At 52.1% G+C, this 21,090-nt stretch carries 16 protein-coding genes; 9 read left to right on the forward strand and 7 right to left on the reverse strand.

Translation table 11 applies throughout. The annotated features are described in order from the left end of the window. Positions 1–85: 85 nt before the first annotated feature. Positions 86–1,282 (reverse strand): methionine gamma-lyase, encoded by a 1,197-nt coding sequence (gene megL, locus I6L54_RS02395; protein WP_005133841.1) that lies wholly within the window; start codon positions 1,280–1,282, stop codon positions 86–88. A gap of 426 nt (positions 1,283–1,708) precedes the next feature. Between megL and I6L54_RS02400 the strand changes: the two genes are divergently transcribed. The 4 genes from I6L54_RS02400 (at position 1,709) to I6L54_RS02415 (ending at position 7,210) form a co-directional block, all read left to right on the forward strand. Then, complete coding sequence (locus I6L54_RS02400; protein WP_040231637.1) at positions 1,709–1,816, forward strand: type I toxin-antitoxin system toxin Ldr family protein; 108 nt, start codon at positions 1,709–1,711, stop codon at positions 1,814–1,816. Positions 1,817–2,043: 227 nt separating this feature from the next. Next, positions 2,044–4,050, forward strand: a complete 2,007-nt coding sequence (gene hmsP / locus I6L54_RS02405) for a biofilm formation regulator HmsP (protein WP_040231638.1) — start codon at positions 2,044–2,046, stop codon at positions 4,048–4,050. 157 nt (positions 4,051–4,207) lie between these two features. Beyond that, positions 4,208–5,494: a C4-dicarboxylate transporter DctC gene (gene dctA / locus I6L54_RS02410; RefSeq protein WP_040231640.1), complete on the forward strand. Its 1,287-nt coding sequence runs from the start codon at positions 4,208–4,210 to the stop codon at positions 5,492–5,494. 222 nt (positions 5,495–5,716) lie between these two features. Next, positions 5,717–7,210, forward strand: a complete 1,494-nt coding sequence (locus I6L54_RS02415; protein ID WP_005133848.1) for a M16 family metallopeptidase — start codon at positions 5,717–5,719, stop codon at positions 7,208–7,210. Between the two features lie 100 nt (positions 7,211–7,310). Here the strand turns inward: I6L54_RS02415 and kdgK are convergent, their stop codons facing one another. After that, the gene (gene kdgK / locus I6L54_RS02420) at positions 7,311–8,240 is read right to left on the reverse strand and encodes a 2-dehydro-3-deoxygluconokinase (RefSeq protein ID WP_040231642.1); all 930 of its coding nucleotides are present in this window, start codon (positions 8,238–8,240) and stop codon (positions 7,311–7,313) included. A 226-nt stretch (positions 8,241–8,466) separates the two neighbouring features. Here kdgK and pdeH point away from each other — a divergent pair, with 226 nt between their 5' ends. Together pdeH and I6L54_RS02430 are read left to right on the forward strand one after the other, a co-directional pair. Beyond that, positions 8,467–9,234, forward strand: coding sequence for a cyclic-guanylate-specific phosphodiesterase (gene pdeH, locus I6L54_RS02425; protein WP_005133851.1), 768 nt, complete (start codon positions 8,467–8,469; stop codon positions 9,232–9,234). 77 nt (positions 9,235–9,311) lie between these two features. Further along, entirely contained in the window at positions 9,312–11,372 is a 2,061-nt protein-coding gene (locus I6L54_RS02430; RefSeq protein ID WP_040231643.1) for an AsmA family protein, read from the forward strand. 93 nt (positions 11,373–11,465) lie between these two features. Here the strand turns inward: I6L54_RS02430 and I6L54_RS02435 are convergent, their stop codons facing one another. From I6L54_RS02435 to I6L54_RS02445, 3 genes are all read right to left on the reverse strand, one after another. Next, positions 11,466–12,788 (reverse strand): MFS transporter, encoded by a 1,323-nt coding sequence (locus I6L54_RS02435; protein WP_040231644.1) that lies wholly within the window; start codon positions 12,786–12,788, stop codon positions 11,466–11,468. A 350-nt stretch (positions 12,789–13,138) separates the two neighbouring features. Next, entirely contained in the window at positions 13,139–14,137 is a 999-nt protein-coding gene (gene yhjD / locus I6L54_RS02440; RefSeq protein ID WP_040231645.1) for an inner membrane protein YhjD, read from the reverse strand. A gap of 70 nt (positions 14,138–14,207) precedes the next feature. Further along, positions 14,208–15,107, reverse strand: a complete 900-nt coding sequence (locus tag I6L54_RS02445; RefSeq protein ID WP_005133858.1) for a LysR family transcriptional regulator — start codon at positions 15,105–15,107, stop codon at positions 14,208–14,210. A 119-nt stretch (positions 15,108–15,226) separates the two neighbouring features. On the opposite strand from I6L54_RS02445, the gene I6L54_RS02450 reads away from it, so the two are divergent. After that, a complete protein-coding gene (locus I6L54_RS02450; RefSeq protein ID WP_040231646.1) occupies positions 15,227–15,985 on the forward strand; it encodes an SDR family NAD(P)-dependent oxidoreductase in 759 nt (252 codons plus the stop codon). Between the two features lie 368 nt (positions 15,986–16,353). Continuing rightward, entirely contained in the window at positions 16,354–16,956 is a 603-nt protein-coding gene (locus I6L54_RS02455) for a helix-turn-helix transcriptional regulator (RefSeq protein WP_005122485.1), read from the forward strand. 18 nt (positions 16,957–16,974) lie between these two features. On the opposite strand, the gene I6L54_RS02460 is transcribed toward I6L54_RS02455, so the two are convergent. Beyond that, positions 16,975–17,325, reverse strand: coding sequence for a glycoside hydrolase family protein (locus I6L54_RS02460; RefSeq protein WP_040231649.1), 351 nt, complete (start codon positions 17,323–17,325; stop codon positions 16,975–16,977). 411 nt (positions 17,326–17,736) lie between these two features. Between I6L54_RS02460 and I6L54_RS02465 the strand changes: the two genes are divergently transcribed. Then, entirely contained in the window at positions 17,737–19,326 is a 1,590-nt protein-coding gene (locus tag I6L54_RS02465; protein ID WP_040231651.1) for an STY4199 family HEPN domain-containing protein, read from the forward strand. 38 nt (positions 19,327–19,364) lie between these two features. Here I6L54_RS02465 and I6L54_RS02470 read toward each other — a convergent pair whose 3' ends face one another. After that, on the reverse strand, positions 19,365–21,014 hold the full coding sequence (locus I6L54_RS02470; RefSeq protein ID WP_005122490.1) for an alpha,alpha-trehalase: 1,650 nt from the start codon (positions 21,012–21,014) through the stop codon (positions 19,365–19,367). Positions 21,015–21,090 lie beyond the last annotated feature (76 nt).

The raw sequence follows: 21,090 nt of genomic DNA on the forward strand, positions 1-21,090 counted from the left end.
AAAAAAGGAGTGCGCGTATAGCCAGACTGTTGTGCCTTGATGCTCAACGACCTGAACCGAGCGTCGTCGGTTCAGGTCGTAATGGTCAGAATGTTGCCTTTCTGATGGCGTGTTCAAGGTCGTTAATAATATCTTCTGGATCTTCAAGACCGACAGAAAGACGGATAAGTCCGTCGGTAATACCTGCTTTAAGCCGTTCCTCAGGCGCAACGGGCGAATGTGTCATAGACGCTGGGTGCTGAATGAGGGTTTCGGTATCACCGAGACTGACCGCGAGGAGGCACAATTCTACAGAATTGATCATCCGTCTGCCAGCATCGAGGCCGCCGGCAATTTCAAAGCTGATAATTCCCCCTGGCAGGCTCATCTGCCGTTGGCCCAGCGCATACTGTGGGTGCGAAGTCAGACCTGGATAATACACGCGGGTAATGGAGGGATGTCCTTCCAGGAAACGGGCAATTTTTAGCGCGTTTTCACAGTGACGTTCCATACGAATGCCCAATGTTTTAACGCCGCGTAGGGTTAGCCAGGCGTTGAAAGGGCTCATACAGCCACCGGTAATATCCTTCAAACCGACAAACCGCGCCTGGTCGATAAACTCCTGTTTCCCGACAATGATGCCGCCAATCACATCACCGTGTCCGTTAATGTACTTGGTTACACTGTGAACCACGATGTCTGCGCCCAATTGCAGAGGCTGCTGACAATATGGCGACATAAAGGTGTTATCCACGACCAGCAAAGCGCCTTGCTGGTGGGCAATACCCGCCACTGTTTCGATATCAACCAATGAGAGCGTCGGGTTGGCGGGCGTTTCGATATACACAACTCTAGTTTCCGGGCGCATCGCGGCGCGGATTTCTTCCGGTTTCGCGGCGTCGACAAAACTCACGTTAATACCGAACTTCGGCATGCTGTGCGACAGAAATGCGTGAGTACAGCCATAAATCGCGCTGGCGGAAACGATATGGTCGCCCTGTTGGCACAACGTCAGCAGCGTTGTGGTGATGGCGGAAATGCCGGATGCCGTTGCCAGCGCGGCTTCACCCCTTTCCAGAACTGCCAGTTTTTTCTCCAGCGCATCGGTGGTGGGGTTACCCAAACGGGTATAAATGTACCCGGACTCTTCGAGCGCAAAGCGGGCGGCACCCTGTTCGGCGCTGTCAAAAACAAACGTTGAAGTCTGGAAGATAGGCGTACTGAGCGCGCCGGTTGAGGGGTCGGGTTGTTGCCCCGCGTGAACGATCTGGGTATTGAATCCGTAAGTACGACAGTCAGACATGATATCTCCTTTAATTCGGAACAGAACAGCTCACACTCAAATAGCAATTGCTGTGCCAGAAAATTAAGATTTAAATATCAATGAATTAGATGGTTTTTGTTTCAGAGGAGCGTCAGGAAAGTTGCCAACTGGCAACAATCTTTCCAGTCATATCGAATTTGTAGCGCCGTAATTGCGAGGCTTCACGCAGAGTGGATGGCGCCGGGGTGCCAGGGCGAAAAGGTTACCGTAGAATCAGCAGCAAGCCGGGTTTACCCGGTGAGGCGCGATGTTGCGGGGGCTTGATCCCCGGCGGCATAGGTTGCTGGAAAGAGAAAACCCCCGCACGTTGTTCGGTATAAACCTGGCAACAAAACGGGGGCTAACTTGAACCTCAACAACTCAAGAATAGCCGCGAACAGTTGCCATTGCAACACAGGCGGCTATATGACGCTCATGCAACTGGGCACAGCCTTCTGGCACGATCTGGCAGCACCGATCATCGCTGGCATTATCGCCAGCCTGATTGTGAACTGGCTACATAACCGGAAGTAATGTGCTTCATGGGTGTCTGCCTGCCGTAATGGCAACATGCGCCCGAACCAGGCCGCAGGATTTAATCTTGCGGCCTTTTTCGCGTTAAATGCAGATAAATCTCGTCGCCAGGTGCCTATCCTGTCGCGATAATGCACGCTGGGAAGTTTTCAGATACCGCCTCTCTTAATACCGCTACGATGGGGTATACTCTGACGGCAGTTTTTGTCTATCCGTGGAGAGTCAGTTTGCGTGTCAGTCGCTCGTTAACAATTAAGCAGATGGCGATGGTTGCGGCCGTTGTCATGGTGTTTGTTTTTATTTTTTGCACCGTTTTGTTGTTCCATTTGGTTCAGCAGAACCGCTATAACACGGCTACGCAACTGGAAAGCATCGCTCGCTCCGTCCGTGAACCTCTGTCGGCCGCCATCCTGAAGGGGGATATCCCCGAAGCGGAAATGATTTTAAGCCGTATCCAGCCCGCTGGCGTGGTCAGCCGCGCGGATGTGGTACTGCCCAACCAGTTTCAGGCATTGCGGATGAGCTTTATCCCTGAACGCCCCGTTCCGGTTCCGGTGACCCGACTGTTTGAACTGCCGGTGCAGATTTCGCTCCCGGTCTATTCTCTTGAGCGCTCCGCAAACCCACAGCCGCTGGCGTATCTGGTGTTACAGGCGGATTCATACCGCATGTACAAATTCGTGACGAGCACGCTTTCAACGTTAGTGACCATTTACTTACTTTTGTCGTTAATCCTGTCGGTAGCCATTTCCTGGTGCATTAACCGCCTGATTGTGCACCCGTTACGTAAAATTGCTCGCGAACTGAACGATATTCCGCAGCAGGATCTGATCGGCTATCAACTGGCATTGCCGCCTATGCATCAGGATGATGAGATTGGGATGCTGGTGCGTAGCTACAACCTGAATCAGCAACTGGTCCTGCGCCACAGTGAAGAGCAGAACGACAATTCGATGCGCTTTCCGGTCTCTGAACTGCCAAATAAGACGTTCTTAATGGGGCTACTTGAGCAGATTGTTACTGGCCCGCAAACAACTGCGCTGATGATTGTCACCTGTGAAACCCTGCGTGATACCGCCGGCGTATTGACCGAGACCCAGCGGGAAATCCTGCTGTTGACGCTGGTTGAGAAACTGAGATCGGTGCTGGCACCCAGAATGGTGCTTACTCAGGTAAGCGGTTATGACTTCGCGATTATCGCGCACGGTGTGAAGGAACCCTGGCATGCAATCACATTAGGTCAGCAAGTACTCACTATCATGAATGAACGGTTGCCCATTCAGGGTATTCAGCTACGCCCGAGCTGCAATATTGGGGTGGCAATGTTCTACGGCGATTTGACGGCGGAACAGCTATACAGTCGCGCGCTATCAGCAGTGCTAACCTCGCGTCGCAAGGGTAAAAACCAGATCCAATTCTTTGATCCGCAGCAAATGGAAGAAGCACAGCAGCGTTTGACCGAAGAGAACGACATTCTGACCGCGCTTGATCACCAGCAATTTGCGCTGTGGATGCAACCGCAGGTAGAGATCGCCAGCGGCAAGATGTTGAGTGCCGAAGCTTTATTGCGGATGCAGCAGGCAGACGGAAGCTGGGAATTACCTGAAGGGTTAATCGACAGGATTGAATCCTGTGGTCTGATGGTGACGGTTGGATATTGGGTGCTGGAGGAGTCTTGTCGCCAGCTTGCGGCCTGGCAGGAACGTGGTCTGATGTTACCGCTGTCGGTGAATCTGTCTGCGCTACAGCTGATGCACCCCAGTATGGTGTCGGATCTGCTGGAATTGCTAAACCGCTATCGTATTAAGCCCGGCACGTTGATTCTGGAAGTTACCGAAAGCCGGCATATAGATGATCCAAACGCTGCTGTCGCTATCCTGCGTCCGCTGCGCAATGCGGGGGTACGCATTGCGTTGGATGATTTTGGTATGGGCTATGCGGGTCTGCGGCAGTTGCAGCACATGAAGTCACTGCCAGTTGATGTGCTCAAAATCGATAAGATGTTTGTTGAAGGCCTGCCAGAAGATAGCAGTATGATTTCTGCCATTATTCAGCTGGCTCATAGTCTCAATTTGCAAATGATTGCGGAAGGCGTTGAAACCGAAGCGCAACGCGACTGGTTATCACAGGCAGGGGTAGAAGTCGCGCAAGGATTCCTGTTTGCACGTCCGGTTCCGGCAGATATCTTCGAAGAACGCTATTTAGCGAAGGAATCAGCTGATTACAAAAGTTAAAAAAGGTAGCGCTTGTGCGAGCCAGTTCAAAATTTTTAACAAATTTGTATCAATTATGATCCAGGTGCATTTCTGTCATGTTGTGTGGGTGTTACTTTAAGGCCGCAGGTTAAACAAAACCTTACAAGACCTGTGGTTTTTACTTTAAGGACACCCTATGAAACCCTCTATCTTCAAAAGCCTTTACTTTCAGGTCCTGACAGCAATTGCCATTGGTATCCTCCTTGGCCATTACTACCCTGAATTAGGCGCCCAAATGAAACCGCTTGGCGACGCGTTCGTTAAGCTCATTAAGATGGTCATCGCACCTGTTATCTTCTGTACTGTCGTTACCGGCATTGCAGGTATGGAAAGTATGAAAGCAGTAGGCCGCACCGGTGCGGTTGCACTGCTTTATTTTGAAGTGGTTAGTACGATTGCGCTGATCATTGGTCTTATCATTGTCAACGTGGTGCAACCCGGCGCCGGGATGAACGTCGATCCGGCAACGCTGGATGCCAAAGCGGTAGCGATCTACGCCGAGCAGGCAAAAGACCAGGGGATCGTGGGCTTCCTGATGGATATTATCCCGGGTAGCGTCATTGGCGCGTTCGCCAGCGGCAACATCCTGCAGGTATTACTGTTCGCGGTGATGTTTGGTTTTGCTCTGCACCGTCTGGGCAGCAAAGGCCAGATGATTTTCAACGTAATTGAAAGTTTCTCGCAGGTTATTTTCGGCATTATCAACATGATCATGCGCCTTGCACCGATCGGTGCTTTCGGTGCCATGGCCTTTACCATCGGTAAGTATGGCGTCGGAACGCTGGTGCAACTGGGTCAGTTGATTATCTGCTTCTACATTACCTGTATCCTGTTTGTGGTCGTGGTTCTGGGCTCCATTGCCCGCGCAACCGGCTTCAGCATTTTCAAATTCATCCGCTATATCCGTGAAGAACTGCTGATCGTACTGGGTACGTCTTCTTCTGAATCAGCGCTGCCGCGTATGCTTGATAAGATGGAAAAACTGGGCTGCCGGAAGTCGGTTGTCGGGTTGGTTATACCCACGGGCTACTCGTTTAACCTTGATGGGACATCGATATATCTGACTATGGCGGCGGTGTTTATCGCGCAGGCCACCAATAGTCATATGGATATCTTCCATCAGATAACCCTGTTGGTGGTGCTCCTGCTCTCCTCAAAAGGTGCAGCGGGCGTGACCGGAAGTGGCTTTATCGTGCTGGCAGCGACAATTTCCGCAGTAGGGCATCTGCCGGTAGCGGGTCTGGCGCTCATCCTGGGTATTGACCGCTTTATGTCTGAAGCGCGTGCGCTGACTAACCTGGTCGGTAACGGGGTGGCAACGGTCGTTGTGGCTAAGTGGGTGAAAGAACTGGACCACAAAAAGCTTGATGATGTGCTGAATAATCGTGCGTCGGATGGCAAAACGCACGAAATATCCTCTTAATCTCTCCACTTATGCCCGTAGTCCCTTCCAGGACTGCGGGCGTTTGCGCATAATTACCCCCTGTGCCTGAAACTGTCTGTTCGACAGTTTCGGGATTTTTTCACTTCTTCCGTGACATTTTTATGTTCTTGCGGTCTAACACGAAGTGTTTTTAACGTCATATTCAGAGGGTCCTTCTCAGGGCTGTCTTTTTATTTCCAGGATAGTTGATCAGGGGTTCACATGCAGGGCACAAAAATTCGACTTTTAGCGGGCGGCTTGCTGATGATGGCCTCTGCCGGCTATGTGCAGGCAGATGCGCTCCAGCCTGACCCGGCGTGGCAACAGGGCACGCTGGCAAATGGTCTCCAGTGGCAAGTGTTAGCCACTCCCCAGCGTCCCAGCGACCGTATTGAGGTTCGCCTGCTGGTTAATACCGGTTCACTCACCGAAAGTACGCAACAGAGTGGTTTCAGCCATGCGATCCCACGTATCGCGCTGACGCAAAGCGGTGGCCTTGATGCCACGCAAGCCCGTTCATTGTGGCAGCAGGGGTTTGATCCTAAACGCCCCATGCCGCCCGTTATCGTTTCCTATGATTCCACGCTGTATAACCTTAGCTTGCCCAATAGCCGGAATGACCTGCTGAAAGAGTCACTTTCTTACCTGGCGAATATTTCCGGCAAGCTGACCATTACCCCTGAAACGGTTAACCATGCGCTGAGCAGCGAAGATATGGTGGCAACATGGCCGACGGATACCAAAGAAGGGTGGTGGCGCTATCGTCTGAAAGGCTCCACGCTGTTAGGGCACGATCCTGCCGATCCGCTGAAAAAGCCGATTGATGCAGCAAAAATTCAGTCGTTCTACCAGAAATGGTATACCCCGGACGCAATGACGCTAATTATCGTCGGTAACGTTGACGCGCGTAGCGTGGCTGAGCAAATCAATAAAACCTTCGGTGAGTTAAAAGGAAAACGTGAAACGCCTGCGCCAGTACCGACGCTTTCGCCGCTGCGTGCAGAAGCCGTGAGCATTATGACCGATGCGGTACGCCAGGATCGCCTTTCCATTATGTGGGATACGCCGTGGCAGCCCATCCGTGAATCTGCCGCGCTGTTACGTTACTGGCGCGCGGATTTAGCCCGTGAGGCGCTGTTCTGGCACATTCAGCAGGAGCTGAGTAAAAACAATACCAAAGACATTGGTCTTGGCTTTGATTGTCGGGTGCTATTCCTGCGTGCGCAGTGCGCCATCAACGTTGAGTCGCCGAACGATAAGCTGAACGCGAACCTCGGTACGATTGCGCGTGAGCTGGCCAAAGTGCGCGATAAGGGCTTGCCGGAGGAAGAGTTCAATGCGCTGGTAGCGCAAAAGAATCTGGAGCTGCAAAAGCTGTTTGCCACCTATGGCCGCACCGACACCGATATCTTGATCAGCCAGCGTTTGCGTTCGTTGCAAAACCAGGTTGTGGATATTGCGCCGGAACAGTATCAGCGTTTACGGCAGAACTTCCTTAATGGCCTGAGCGTTGAGATGCTGAACCAGGATCTGCGTCAACAACTGTCGCAAGATATGGCGTTAATTCTGCTGCAACCGAAGGGTGAGCCTGAATTCAATATGAAGGATCTGCAGGCGACATGGGATAGCATTATGGTGCCGGTTACCGCAGCGGCAACGTCGGTTGAAACGGATGAATCACATCCTGAAGTGACGGATATCCCGCCGGTACAATAATCTGTAGGCCAGATAAGGCGGTTACGCCGCCATCCGGCATTGGAGATGCCGGGGGCGCTTCGCTTGCCCGGCCTACGGTATGCAGACCGGATAATCGACGTTATTGCGGCATGGTGTCGCGTGGGATAATCGCTCCGCGATGCTGAATAACGGTGCTTGCTGTCAGGTGACCGCGTTTTGCGGCATCAACGGCATCACCGCCGGTCAGACGTACCGCCAGATACCCTGCGCTGAAGGAGTCTCCCGCAGCGGTGGTATCGATCACCTTCTCTTTCGGCAGTTTTACGGCCGGGACATCGATGAGTTCTTCACCAGTGATGGAAACCAGGCAAGAGTCTGCGCCGCGCTTCACAACCACTTCCTGTACGCCAGCTGCGTGAGTCCGGGCAATTACGTCCTCTACGGGTTTTTCACCCCACAGCGCGTCTTCATCGTCCAGCGTCAGGAACGCAATATTGGTGCACTCCAGCATCTGCTGATACACCTGCTGAGTTTCTTCTTTGCTGCTCCACAGACGCGGGCGGTAGTTGTTGTCAAAAATGACCTTGCCGCCGTTGGCGCGACACTCGCGCAGCAGCGACAGCAGTTTGTCACGGCTGGCCGGGCTTAAAATCGCCAGGCTGATTCCGCTCAGGTACAGGTAATCGAATGTCGCCAGTGTTTTGCAAATGGCGTCGGATTGTTCGCTCTCCAGCCAGAATTTTGCCGCCGCTTCATTACGCCAGTAATAGAAGGTGCGCTCGCCAGTACTGTCAGTCTCAATGTAATAGAGACCCGGCAGACGGTTTTCCATACGCTGGGTTAATGACGTATCGACGTTTTCTCCCTGCCAGGATTCCAGCATTTGCTGGCTGAAACTGTCAGTGCCCAGCGCCGTGACGTAATGTACGGAAAGGGCCGCAGAATCGACCTGACGGGCAATATAAACGGATGTATTCAACGTGTCGCCACCGAATCCGCGCTGAACGTCAGCGCCTTTCTGTGACAGCTCAATCATGCATTCGCCAATCACGGCAATCTTCCTGGACATAGTCGTAACCTGCTCTGAAAAAATTAGCGTTAGTGTGCGCTGTGGGTGTTAAGTGGTCAACTATATTAAAACAACGTTCCATTATTTTTTTGAGCCAGAACGTGTTCTGTGTCGTTTTTGCCGCTGTTTTTATTTTGCGTACTGCTGAACGTAAAGTTCTGCGCCTGAGCGCCGATAACCTTTGACGAGTCCGGTCAGTCACACTCTTATTTACAGGACACCTCAGATGATAAAGCAGGTCACCCAGCAGCTAATTACGCCAGATGCGAGTATAGAATGCTTGCAGGAGCGACGCTATTGGCTGCAGTGCGAGCGTGCTTACACTTATCAGCCCATTTACCAGACCAATGGTCGGCTGATGGCCGTCGAGCTGCTAACCGTCGTGAGCCATCCTGATAACCCTGCTCAACGCATTGCGCCAGACCGTTATTTTGCTGAAGTTGCTGTTCGGCATCGCGTTGAGGTAGTGAAAGAGCAGCTTGAACAACTTGAACTGAAAAGTGATTTTTTCAGAGCCCACGATCTGCTGGCCTCCGTCAATGTCGATGGCCCGACGCTCATTGCGATGCGCCAGGACCCCGAGATCCTGAAAATCATTGAATGCCTGCCCTGGTTACGCTTTGAGTTGGTAGAGCATATCCGCTTACCGAAGGGATCGTCATTTGCCTCGATGTGCGAGTTCGGCCCGCTCTGGCTGGATGATTTTGGTACCGGGATGGCCAATTTCTCGGCCCTTAGCGAAGTGAGCTACGACTACATTAAAGTGGCGCGGGATCTGTTTGTCATGCTGCGTCAGACGCCGGAAGGCCGTAACCTCTTCACTTTGCTGCTCCAGCTTATGAACCGCTATTGCCGTGGCGTGATTGTCGAAGGTGTTGAAACCCTGGAAGAGTGGCGCGATGTGCAAAACTCACCGGCTTTTGCTGCTCAGGGCTATTTCCTCTCTCGTCCGGTACCGCTGAGTACCCTTGAAGAGGTGATTCTGTCGCTTTGATGCGGATGTAGCGTGCCTCCTTTTCGCCCTGCTGGACTATCTTTAGGACTGGCAAGGGAGGAAGTCAGGAGGAAAACATGACAAAAACAAGCAAAATAGCTATATCTACAGTAGGGTTTTTCTTGTTGCTGATCGTCGTGCTCATCATTGTGATTGCGACATTTGACTGGAACCGGCTCAAACCGACCATCAACCAGAAAGTCTCTACTGAACTCAACCGTCCATTCGCCATACGCGGTGATCTGGGCGTCGTCTGGGAACGCCAGAAGCAGGAAACCGGCTGGCGCAGTTGGGTTCCGTGGCCGCATGTTCATGCTGAAGATATTATCCTCGGCAACCCGCCAGATATTCCCGACGTTACCATGGTGCATCTCCCGCGTGTTGAAGCGACGCTTGCCCCGTTGGCGCTGCTGACAAAAACCGTCTGGCTCCCGTGGGTCAAGATGGTGAAACCCGATGCGCGGCTCATTCGGCTGTCGGAGGAAAACAACAACTGGACCTTTAACTTCGCCGGGGATGAAAACCGCGATCCCAATGCGCCGCCACCCGCGTGGTCTTTCAGGCTGGATAACATTCTGTTTGACCAGGGACGCATCGCCATTAACGATAAGGTGACGAAGTCGGAGCTTGAGATCCTGGTCTTACCGCTGGGTAAGCCGTTGTCCTTCAGCGAAGTGACTGGCGTAAAAGATAAAGAGAGCAACGTTCGCGTCGAGGACTATGTGTTTGGTCTGAAAGCGCAAGGGCGATATAACGGCGAACCGCTAAGCGGCAGTGGAAAAATTGGCGGAATGCTGGCGCTGCGCGGCGAAGGAACCCCTTTCCCGATTCAGGCTGATTTCCGTTCGGGCAATACGCGCGTGGCGTTTATGGGCACGATAAACGATCCGATGAATATGGGTGGGGCGGATCTGCGGCTGAAATTCTCGGGAGATTCGCTAGGGGATTTGTATGATTTGACCGGCGTGCTGCTCCCGGATACACCACCGTTTGAAACTGACGGGCGTCTGATTGCGAAAATTGATCCGGAAAAATCCTCTGTTTTTGATTATCGCGATTTCAATGGCCGCATTGGCGACAGCGATATTCACGGAACGTTGACCTATACCACCGGTAAACCGCGACCCATGCTGAAGGGGGACGTTGAGTCGCGCCAACTGAGGCTGGCAGATTTGGGGCCGCTGATCGGTGTGGATTCAGGCAAAGGGGCGGAGCGGGTAAAACGCGCTGAGCAGCGTAAAGGCGAGAAGAACGTCCAGCCAGCGGACAAGGTCTTGCCGTATGACCGATTTGAAACCGACAAATGGAACGTGATGGACGCCGACGTACGTTTCAAAGGGCGGCGTATCGAACACGGCAGTAGTCTGCCGATTAGCGATCTCTCCACTCATATCATCCTGAAAAATGCCGACCTGCGCCTACAGCCGCTGAAATTTGGCCTCGCGGGGGGCAGCATTGTCTCCAGCATCCACCTGGAAGGGGACAAAAAGCCGATGCGGGGGCAGGCGGACATTCAGGCTCGCCGCCTGAAGCTAAAAGCGCTGATGCCGGATGTGGCGCTGATGCAGAAAACGCTCGGTGAGATGAACGGTGACGCCAGGTTGAGCGGTAGCGGAAATTCAGTGGCTGCGCTGCTGGGTAACAGCAACGGTAACCTGAAGTTGTTGATGAATGATGGATTGGTCAGTCGCAATCTGATGGAGATCGTTGGGCTGAATCTGGGCAACTATATCGTCGGACAGATATTTGGTGATGATGAGGTGCGGGTAAACTGCGCGGCAGCGAATCTGGATATTGTTAACGGGGTTGCGCGTCCACAAATTTTTGCTTTCGACACCGAAAACGCGGTCATCAATGTCACCGGTACGGCAAGCTTTGCATCGGAGCAACTGGATTTAACCATCGACCCGGAGAGCAAGGGTATTCGTATTATTACCCTGCGTTCACCGCTGTATGTTCGCGGGACATTTAAGAACCCACAGGCCGGGGTAAAAGCTGGGCCGTTGATTGCACGCGGTGCGGTGGCTGCCGCGCTGGCAACGCTGGTTACGCCAGCGGCGGCGCTGCTGGCGCTAATTTCTCCGTCAGAGGGGGATGCGAATCAGTGCCGGACGATCCTGTCGCAGATGAAGAAGTGATGAGAGCGCCGGATGCGGTGTAAACACCTTATCCGGCCTACGGGGGATTGCAGTCTGTAGGCCTGATAAGCATAGCGCCATCAGGCAATCAAATTACAGCGATTGATGCCGTGTCTCATGGGTTAACAGCAGGGCGACCAGGGTTAACGCTGCCATTGATGCCAGATAGGTTCCTACCGCCGCCAGACCGTAGTTCCCCTGCAGCCATGCGGCAATATAAGGGGCAACAGAGGCACCGAGAATCGACGAGACGTTATACGAGAATGATGCGCCCGTGTAGCGAACTTCGGTCGGGAACAACTCCGGCAGCAGTGCCCCCATCGGGCCGAATGTCAGCCCCATCAGGCTCAATCCCAACAACAGGAAAGCGAACACCAGCACCGGGTTACCGGAACCCAGCAACGGCTTAAAGGCAAACAGTGCAAACAAAATGATAAGCGTGGTGATGATGAGCATGCTTTTGCGACGACCAAACGCATCGGCCAGCAGACCTGCCACCGGTACCATCACGCCGAAGCCAATCACCGCCATCATCAGCATCCACAATACGTCATTACGCGGTAAGCCAAGACCCACAGGCGCTGCGGCGGTACTGAACGTCATCGAGTAGACGGTCATAATATAGAACAGCGTATAGGTCGCCAGCATGATGAACGTGCCGAGGATGGTTACGCGAACATGCTTTGTCAGCAGAGTGCCCAGCGGGATTTTTACCTGCTTTTTCGCTGCGGCGACTTTGGCAAATACCGGCGATTCGTGGAGCGAAACACGGACGTACAGACCGATAATGACCAGTACGGCAGAGAAGATGAAAGGTACGCGCCATCCCCAGCTCATAAATTGCTCATCGGTCAACAGCCAGGAGAGCAGCAGGAACGTGCCGTTAGCGAAGAAGAAACCGATAGGCGCACCCAACTGCGGGAATGAACCGTACAGCGCGCGTTTACGCGGTGGCGCGTTTTCCGTCGCCAGCAGTGCAGCACCGCCCCACTCACCTCCCAGGCCTAAACCCTGGCCAAAACGCGCCAGCGCCAGCAGCAACGGGGCGAAAATGCCGATGGTTTCATAACCCGGTAGCAGACCGATGACGACCGTTGAAATCCCCATGGTAAGCAGTGAAGCAACCAGCGTGACTTTACGTCCAACACGATCGCCGAAATGGCCGAATACGGCGGAGCCGATCGGGCGAGCCACGAAGGCGATAGCAAAGGTAGCCAGCGACTGTAACGTTGCCGCCGCGGGGTCACCCTGCGGGAAGAAGATGTGGGGGAACACGATCACCGCCGCGGTCGCGTAAATATAGAAGTCGAAGAACTCAATGGCAGTGCCGATGAGTGAAGCGACGACGACTTTATTGCGCGAATTGACCGGGGCGTGTTCCTGTTCGTTATCGAGTGTTGTGGCGGTTGCTTGCATAATATTTTCTTATTTTGGGTCGAACGAAAGGTCATATTACGCACAGCAAAAGAGACATTTCAATCTGTAACAAACGCTGAGTCTGGTCAAAATAAAGTCAAAAAGGGGATAATTTTTATGCTGGCGTTTTCACTTCTATGAAATGCTTCACATAATTTAAAACCTGGATGATAAAACTGGTTTTGGGTTAAATAAAAGTTACAGGTTGGATTTATTCACTAAATCGGTGAAAGCAGGCGGCATTATAATTGCCGGATGGCGCTGCGCTTATCCGGCCTACAAAACTCACCCGTAGGCCGGATAAGACGCATGCGTCGCCATCCGGCAATTCACAACTCATCCGGCGGTGGCTATTGCGTTTTCCCCGGCATGCGCGGGTCATCTTTGTATTCAGCGGTGGCAATCCAGGCTGCGCAGAACAAGGTCAGACGGGCGAAGAAGTAGAAAAATGCCATCAGCCCAAGTACAGAGCCAAATGCTGCGCCCGACGGTGATTGCACCAACGATGGCAGCGTATACGTCATAATCATTTTGATCGCTTCAAAGCCCAGCGCGGCGATAAATGTGCCACGAATCAACGCTCTCTTGCGTGGACGATGGCGCGGCAGACGCCAGAAAATCCAGAAGAACAGCAAATAGTTGGCGAAAATGGAGATCGTCAGGCCAATCAATCGCCACGCGGGTTTCAGCCATTCAATACCGTCGAGATACAGTGCCGAGATGATCATTTGCTGGGCAGAACCGGCAATGGAGGTAATCGACAGCGTAACGATCAGCGCAATCAGTAATCCAATCAATGAGACAAAATCACGCAGGTATTTAACCCATATTTTTTCCTGATCCTGCGGTGTGCGTTCCCAGACGTCCCGCGACTGTGCACGAATAGCTTCACGCAGGTTTCCCATCCAGTTAATACCAGAGTAGAGGGCGATGCCAAGTCCCACCAGACCCACGGTGGTACGTTGCTGAACGGCAGTATTGATGGTGTTTTTCAGCGTCGAGGCCAGCGTCGGATCGCTAACGTTGAGCAATATTTTGCTGAAGATATCCTGTAATAACGTGGGGTGTGAGGCGAGAATAAAACCGGCCGCCGCAAACGACACCATCAGGATAGGGATCATCGACAGGAACGAGAAATACGTGATGGCTGCGCCAAACTGATTCCCCATTCGGTCATTAAAACGCTCTGCTGCGCGGATCAGGTGGGCGATAACAGGTTGACGTTGAATTTTATCTGCGAAGGTTATGGCCGTTTTCAGCGCCTGGTTCGCTGTGGCGTTTTTCACCGGCGTTGTGGTGGTTTGCTGTTGTTCAGGCGTAGGGTGCTTTGCGTCGTGTTCCTGCGTCATCCGATCGGTAGTCCTTATTTTGTTTACTCATGACATTATAGCCGCTCACACCCACTTCCCGAAAAATGGGCTAATCCACATAGTCTTTCATCACACCGGTCAACCATTCCATGAACAGATGTACCCGGCGGGAAAGGTTACGGCGATGTGGATAGAGCAAAGAAACGGGCATGGGTTCGGCCCGATATTGCGGCAACACTTCAACCAGCGTACCGGCGCGAAGGGCTTCACGCACCCCGACGCGTGGTACCTGAATAATGCCCAGCCCGGCAAGGCATGCGGCATGATAGGTTTCGGTGCTGTTCACCGTCAGCATGCCGCCGGTTTTGACCCATTTAGCGCCGCTGTCTGTTGCCACTTCGAAGCCTTGCGCACGCGTTCCCAAATTGACCGAATAGTGCACCACCGCGTGCGAGGCTAAATCCTCCAGGCTTTCTGGATACCCAAATCTGGCGAGATACTGCGGGCTGGCGCAGTTGATCTGCGTGAGTTTTCCCAGCGGACGCGCAATCAGGCCTGAATCTTTCAGCGTGCCAACGCGGACAACGCAGTCGAAACCCTCACGAATTAAGTCTACCAGGCGGTCACTGCTGCTGAGTTCGAGCTCCAGCCCGGGATATTGATGCAAAAAGGCGGGCAGGCGGGGCATGACCAGATTTCTCGCCACGCCAACCGGCATATCGACGCGCAGCTTACCGCTGATACTGGCTGGATCGTGATGGAATAACCCATCCAGTTCATCCAGATTGCTCAACAGATCTTTTGCACGCTCGTAATAGATCATGCCGTCCTGCGTCAGCTGAACGCGCCGGGTGGTGCGGTGCAGAAGCTGCGTGCCCAGGTGATTTTCCAGGGCCTGAATTTGGCGCGATACGCTACCTTTAGGAAGTCCAAGGGTGTCTGCCGCACGCGAAAAACTCTCCAGTTCTGCGACGCGGATGAACAACTGCATTGCGTGAATTTTATCCATTTCCATGCCCTATTGTTGTTCTGAATGAAACAGTAATGCGCAATTAGCGATATTTATTGTTCTTCTACCACCTAATAAGCTTTGTCTCAATCATCACAACACCTGAAATGAGGTTTCTTATGACGCAACGTATCGCATTAGTGACCGGTGGCGGTCGTGGGCTCGGTAAAAACGCGGCACTTAAGCTGGCGAACAAAGGAATGGGTATCGTCCTGACGTGGAACAGTAATGAAAAAGAGGCGCAGCAGGTTGTGGATGAAATTCGGCAATCTGGTGGAAAAGCAGCGGCATTACCGTTAAATGTCGGAGATATTTCAACTTTCCCATCCTTCGTTGAACAGATGAAGCAAACCTTAAAGACGCAGTGGCAAAACGAAGGGTTTGATTATTTATTGAACAACGCCGGAATCGGCATTACTGCGCCGTACTCTGCATTCACCGAAGCGCAATTTGACCAACTGCTGAGCATCCAGTTTAAGGGGCCATTTTTCCTGACGCAGAGTCTTCTTCCGCTGATGAACAAAGGGGGAAGGATCCTCAATGTCTCGACCGGTCTGGCGCGTTTTGCCCTACCGGGCTACAGCGCCTATGCCGCCATGAAAGGGGCGATGGAAGTGCTTACCCGGTATCAGGCTAAAGAGTTGGGGGAACGCGGTATTACGGCGAATATTATTGCGCCGGGCGCGATTGAAACTGATTTCGGCGGTGGGAATGTGCGTGATAACGCGCAACTGAATGCGTATATTGCCTCGCAAACGGCGCTGGGACGCGTCGGGCTACCGGATGACATCGGTGATGCCATCGCCGCGTTGCTCAGCGATGAACTCGCCTGGATGACTGCACAGCGTATTGAGGTATCTGGCGGGATGTTCCTGTAATGCGGCAACGTGCTTATTCAATAGACTGCGGTAGCTGTTGAATAAGCACTTAATGCTATATTGTAATTTGTAACATATTTATTATTTGTTCAGGATGTCTTATTTTAAGCTAAAAATGTATTCTCTGAAAAATAATATTAATAAGGAATTCTGACCCTCGATAAATGAGGAATGTCTCAGAAATCTATCCTGTTCTGCCCGCTTTGTGTAATCCTTTTTCTTGAGCTGTAACTATTCATAACTCTTGCTTTTCTATTCTTTGCTTATCGGTAGAATGACCCCTGCCAAATGGTGAGTTCTTATTTTTCCTTATGAAGAATACCCTTTCGCGTCTCAAGACTACTATTTTTTTAGACGGAGAGTTAATAATGCAGGTAATAATGTTTGACAGGCAGTCAATATTTATTCATGGAATGAATGTAAGTTTGCAGCAACGAATTCCAGGAGTGAATGTTCAGGGTGTCAGTCAGGCAGATGACCTTTGGCAAAAACTGGAAAACACCCCGGATGCGCTACTTATGCTGGACGGTGATCTCGACGGTGAGTTTTGCTGCAGCTTGTTGCAACAGATTGCACACTCTTTTTCAACGGTGAAGGTGCTGATCTCAGCCACTGATTGCAGTAAGAAATGGCTGCAGGATGTGATGCAATTAAACGTGCTGGCCATTGTACCACGTGACTCTGATGCAGAAACCTTTATTCTGGCGCTTAACAGCGTTGCGATGGGCATGATGTTTCTTCCCAGGGATCACTTAGCGACAAACGATAGCAGCAGGCAAAATATAAAAACATTAAGCGCCCGCCAGCGAGAGATCCTGACCATGCTGGCGGCTGGTGAGTCAAATAAACAAATTGGTCGGCTGTTAAATATCAGTACCGGAACGGTAAAAGCCCACCTTGAGTCACTTTATCAGCGCCTGGAAGTTAAAAACCGTACTCAGGCGGCAATGATGTTAAATGAATTTCTATAATTGATATTTATTTCACGGTCAGACGCTATCTGGCTGTGAAATATTAACCGACCACATTTCTGCGTGACAAAAGCGCGTTATCCCAACACTTAACATCCACGCAATAAAGACTTCTTGTTGAAACGGGTCGTTAAGCTGAGGTTTATTTGTGCGTATTAATGCTTTGCAGATATCCAGATCCGTGAGCAGCAGAGATTCTGCCTGCGCCATTGAAATGGGGGTAACAAAGGTTTCATCGGGTGTAATTTCATGCCCGTAGCCAATGACCCATACACCATTTTTATCCTGATACTTTTCCAGCGACAGGCCCTGCCATTGCTTGATAAATCCAATACCGGCGGAGGTAAAATGAGCGGCGCAATGCGGCATAATGATTTCTCTTAAAAGAAAAACAGTATAAAGATAATTATCAACAGACGTAGTTGCCATATGGCCATTTTTGGCCATAAACGTCTTACGACTTAAGGGGCGGCATTCACGTTTTAACCGGCTGAACATCCTGTCATCTCAGGCACTTTTCCCGATACGTTGCTGCGTCTTACCAGACATAGCCAGTCACCCTTCGTCATTGGGGATTGTCGCGCTGTTTTCCACACAGACACGGGTTTATCTCCAGAATAAATTTCAATGATTTTGCCGTTGTCACTGTAAAACGCATTTATTTGTTATATGAATGTATTCTGGTCTACAGCGGCACAATTCTGCGCTGTGCCACGTTTATAAAAAGATAACGAAATACATCGTGAGGCTGCACCTTTCTGGGCTCTTTTAGGGAAGATAATGACCAATAGCGCGTTACAGGCGACATGTGCGCCATTTGAACACTGTTTGGGGATCATCCGTCAGGCGTCGGTGGAAATTTTGCTTCTGTTAGGCGTACATGTGGCAGAAGGCAAAGATCCGCGTTGGTTTCTGGAGCAACTCGATCAGGCCCGACTGAACCTGGGCGGTTGGGGGGCTGTCGCCAGACGCTTGCAGATGAATGATGCACAACTCAGCCAGTTCACGTTGCGTTTACGCCATCTTCAACAGAGCGTGCCTCAGTATGAAAGCGGTCAGGATGTCAGTGAAAACCAGCTGATTTCCGCGCTGCGTTTTGTGGCAGCACTGGAGCAATTACGCCAGCAACAGCCGCTCCTGAACTATCAAACCGATATCGAAATCGGGGGGCCGGATGCGCAGATGCGGGCGCAGCGTCAGCTTCGCGCAATAGAGTTAACGCTCAAAGCCCTCGTCGCCCGGGTATGGCCAGATCAGCATCCGCTAAACAGTTTCCTGAAGCAGCACTTTGGCGCCGAACGCTTGCGTCGCTGGTTAAAGCTGGGCGAAGGGCGTGATGCGCTGGACGGCATGTTGTTTAGCGAACTGGCGTTGATGGTGGTCGATAAGAAGCTATTTGTTCGCCACTTTACGCAGATTTTTAATGATACGTCAGTGTTGATGCTGTTTGTCGAACCGCGCTTAACGCTGCGAATGTTTCTGGATGATTGCCGACTGGCGCGAAACGCTGTCATTGCTCAGCAACCGCTGACGTCAGTACAGCTGATGCTGTTAAATTACCAGTACCAACAAATTACGCATTCTGTGCAGCGGGCGTTTGAAGAGCGCCGAACGCGCATCAATCCTGCATCGTATCTGGAATCTGATGAGCCGACGGTTCGTCAATTCTGGGAAACGGCAAGGCAAAAAGACGAGCAGGCTGGAGGCGATAAAAAGGAAATTGCCGACAGTATCGATCCTCCTGAAAAGCGAGCGCAGCGCACGGCCGAAGAGCGTGAACAGCTGATTTCCGGCATGCTGTGGGTGGCTGTCGGTGTCATGGTTCTGGCGATCTCGCTGGGCGCTTTCTGGCTATTTAATGCACCTGCACCGCAAGCATCTTCAGGGCAAACTGTTGAGATAGTGCAGGAAGAGCCGCGGCGTGATGCGCCTTCCGCGCGAGACTCGGTGACCCGAATGGGCATTACATGGGATACCTTTAATATGCGAGCGGCTATCGATCGCAACGATACCCGCGTCACGTCACTGTTCCTGCAAGGGGGGATGGACTGGAAGCTGGCGTGGACGGAGCAGGCATTTTCCGCAGGGAACACCGCAGTTCTGAAGCTGCTGCTGCGGTATCCCTCACAGATGGATGAGGCTAAACCCTGCCAGCAGTTTATGACTACGATCAGTCATGCCATGTCGAATGGTGCATCACTGACGTCACTGCATAAAAGCTACCTACAAAGTTTCTGCTCGACACCGGAGGTCGTTGCTCGTCAGCTGTATGATGTGGAACAGGCCCAACTGCGTGTGCGTGCAGATCCAAATGCAGAGAACAAGAAATGGCAGAAAATCCACACCGCGCTGTACGATGCCATTAACTAACGGCCCGATGCATTTCGTGGCATCAGGCCGTCAGACATTTACGGTTCACCGTACAAACCGATTAATCGGCGCACCACGCCATTCGTCCAGCCAAAGCCGTCCTGCAACGGATATTCCCCACCGCCGCCTTCGCGCGGCGTGCCGTCAGCGATATGGTATTTTTCGATTAGCTTGTGGTGTTCCTGATAAAAAATATTAACCGTTTTCAGCCAGTTACGGGCTATCTCATCGCCGAGATGGTCATCGCCATACAGTTTAAATCCCTGAATCGCCATCCATTGCAGCGGTGCCCAGCCGTTGGGTTTATCCCACTGTTCACCGGTTTCATACTCGGTTGCTAAAATGCCGCCTGGCGTGAGTAAGCGACTGCGTACCGTGTTGGCGAGTCGGTCAGCTTGTTCGTGGGTCGCCATGCCGACATACAGCGGAACGATGCTGGCGGCAGAGAAGAGGGCCATTTGCTCACGTCGCCAGTCGTAATCGCGATAGCAGCCATTTTCGTCGTCCCACAAATAGCGGTTCACGGCGGCACGGCGGTCGCTGGCTTTCTGGCGAAACAACGCTTCGGTATCTCGCTCTCCCTTTAATGCAGAAATGTTCGCAATCGTACTTTCCAGCTTGTAGAGGAACGCGTTCAGGTCAATCGGGATGAACTGGGTGGTGCGGATACTGGCGAGGCGACCGGCATCGCGCAACCAACGTGATGAATAATCCCAACCGGAGGCCGCACCTGCACGCAGATCCCGATAAACCTCATTAGGTGGTCGGCCTGAATGCTTAGCCGTTTCTACGTCTTCAAGCCAGGACTCATCGCGCGGGGTATCACGATCGTCCCAATAGCGGTTGAGCAGAGAACCGTCCGGCATTCTGATCACGTGGCGGTACGCCTGATTAAGCACCAGCGAGTCGGCGCCATCCATCCAAAACGTGTACTCCATTTTGAGATGTTCAAGATAACGACGCGCACCGCGTACGCCATCCTCTTCAAACAGTTCGACCATTAGCGCGAAGACCGGTGGCTGGGAGCGGCTCAGATAGTAGGTGCGGTTGCCGTTCGGGATGTGACCATAGTTTTCGATCATCCAGGCAAAGTTATCTGCCATACATTTCAGTAAGTCTTCCCGGCCACTCTCCGCAAGACCCAGCATGGTGAAGTAGGAATCCCAATAGTAGGTTTCGCTAAAGCGTCCGCCTGGCACGATGTATGACTGCGGTAGCGCCAGCAGCGAAGACCAGGGAATATGATCCTGCGGCTCGCGAGTCAGCACGGGCCACAGTTGATCAATATGCTCTTTCAGCGAGCTTTCAGGGTCGGAAACATATTCGCTGGTGGGGGTTTCCGGCAGCCAGAAATGGTTCTCGACAAAGCGTTGCAGGTCAAAGTCCCGGTGGCGTTTAACCTTGCGATAGCGAATCAAAATATCCAGCGGGTCCATTTTGGGTGCGCAGTCTGGAAAGGTTTTGCTATCAGCAAACAGTTTTGATGACTGGACGTGTTCAAAAAGCTCAAGGTAACGATCGGCGGGGGTTAACGCGTCCGAGGCGGGAAGTCCCTCAATCATTTCCGGTTCAGGCTCCGCCTCAATCATTTCATCCAGCTTTAACTCGCACGGATCCATTTCATAAAGTAGATCGACGTCGATCGTCAGTTCTTCTGAAGGGGCGTGGGGTAGTTTCTGGTTGAGCATAATGAGAAAGACCTCCGGTAACTGTTGAAATGCTAAGGCTATTGCCTGGTTGTCTGTTAAGCGTAGACATTCGCTT

Source organism: Citrobacter pasteurii, from assembly GCF_019047765.1.
GTDB classification, from domain to species: domain Bacteria; phylum Pseudomonadota; class Gammaproteobacteria; order Enterobacterales; family Enterobacteriaceae; genus Citrobacter; species Citrobacter pasteurii.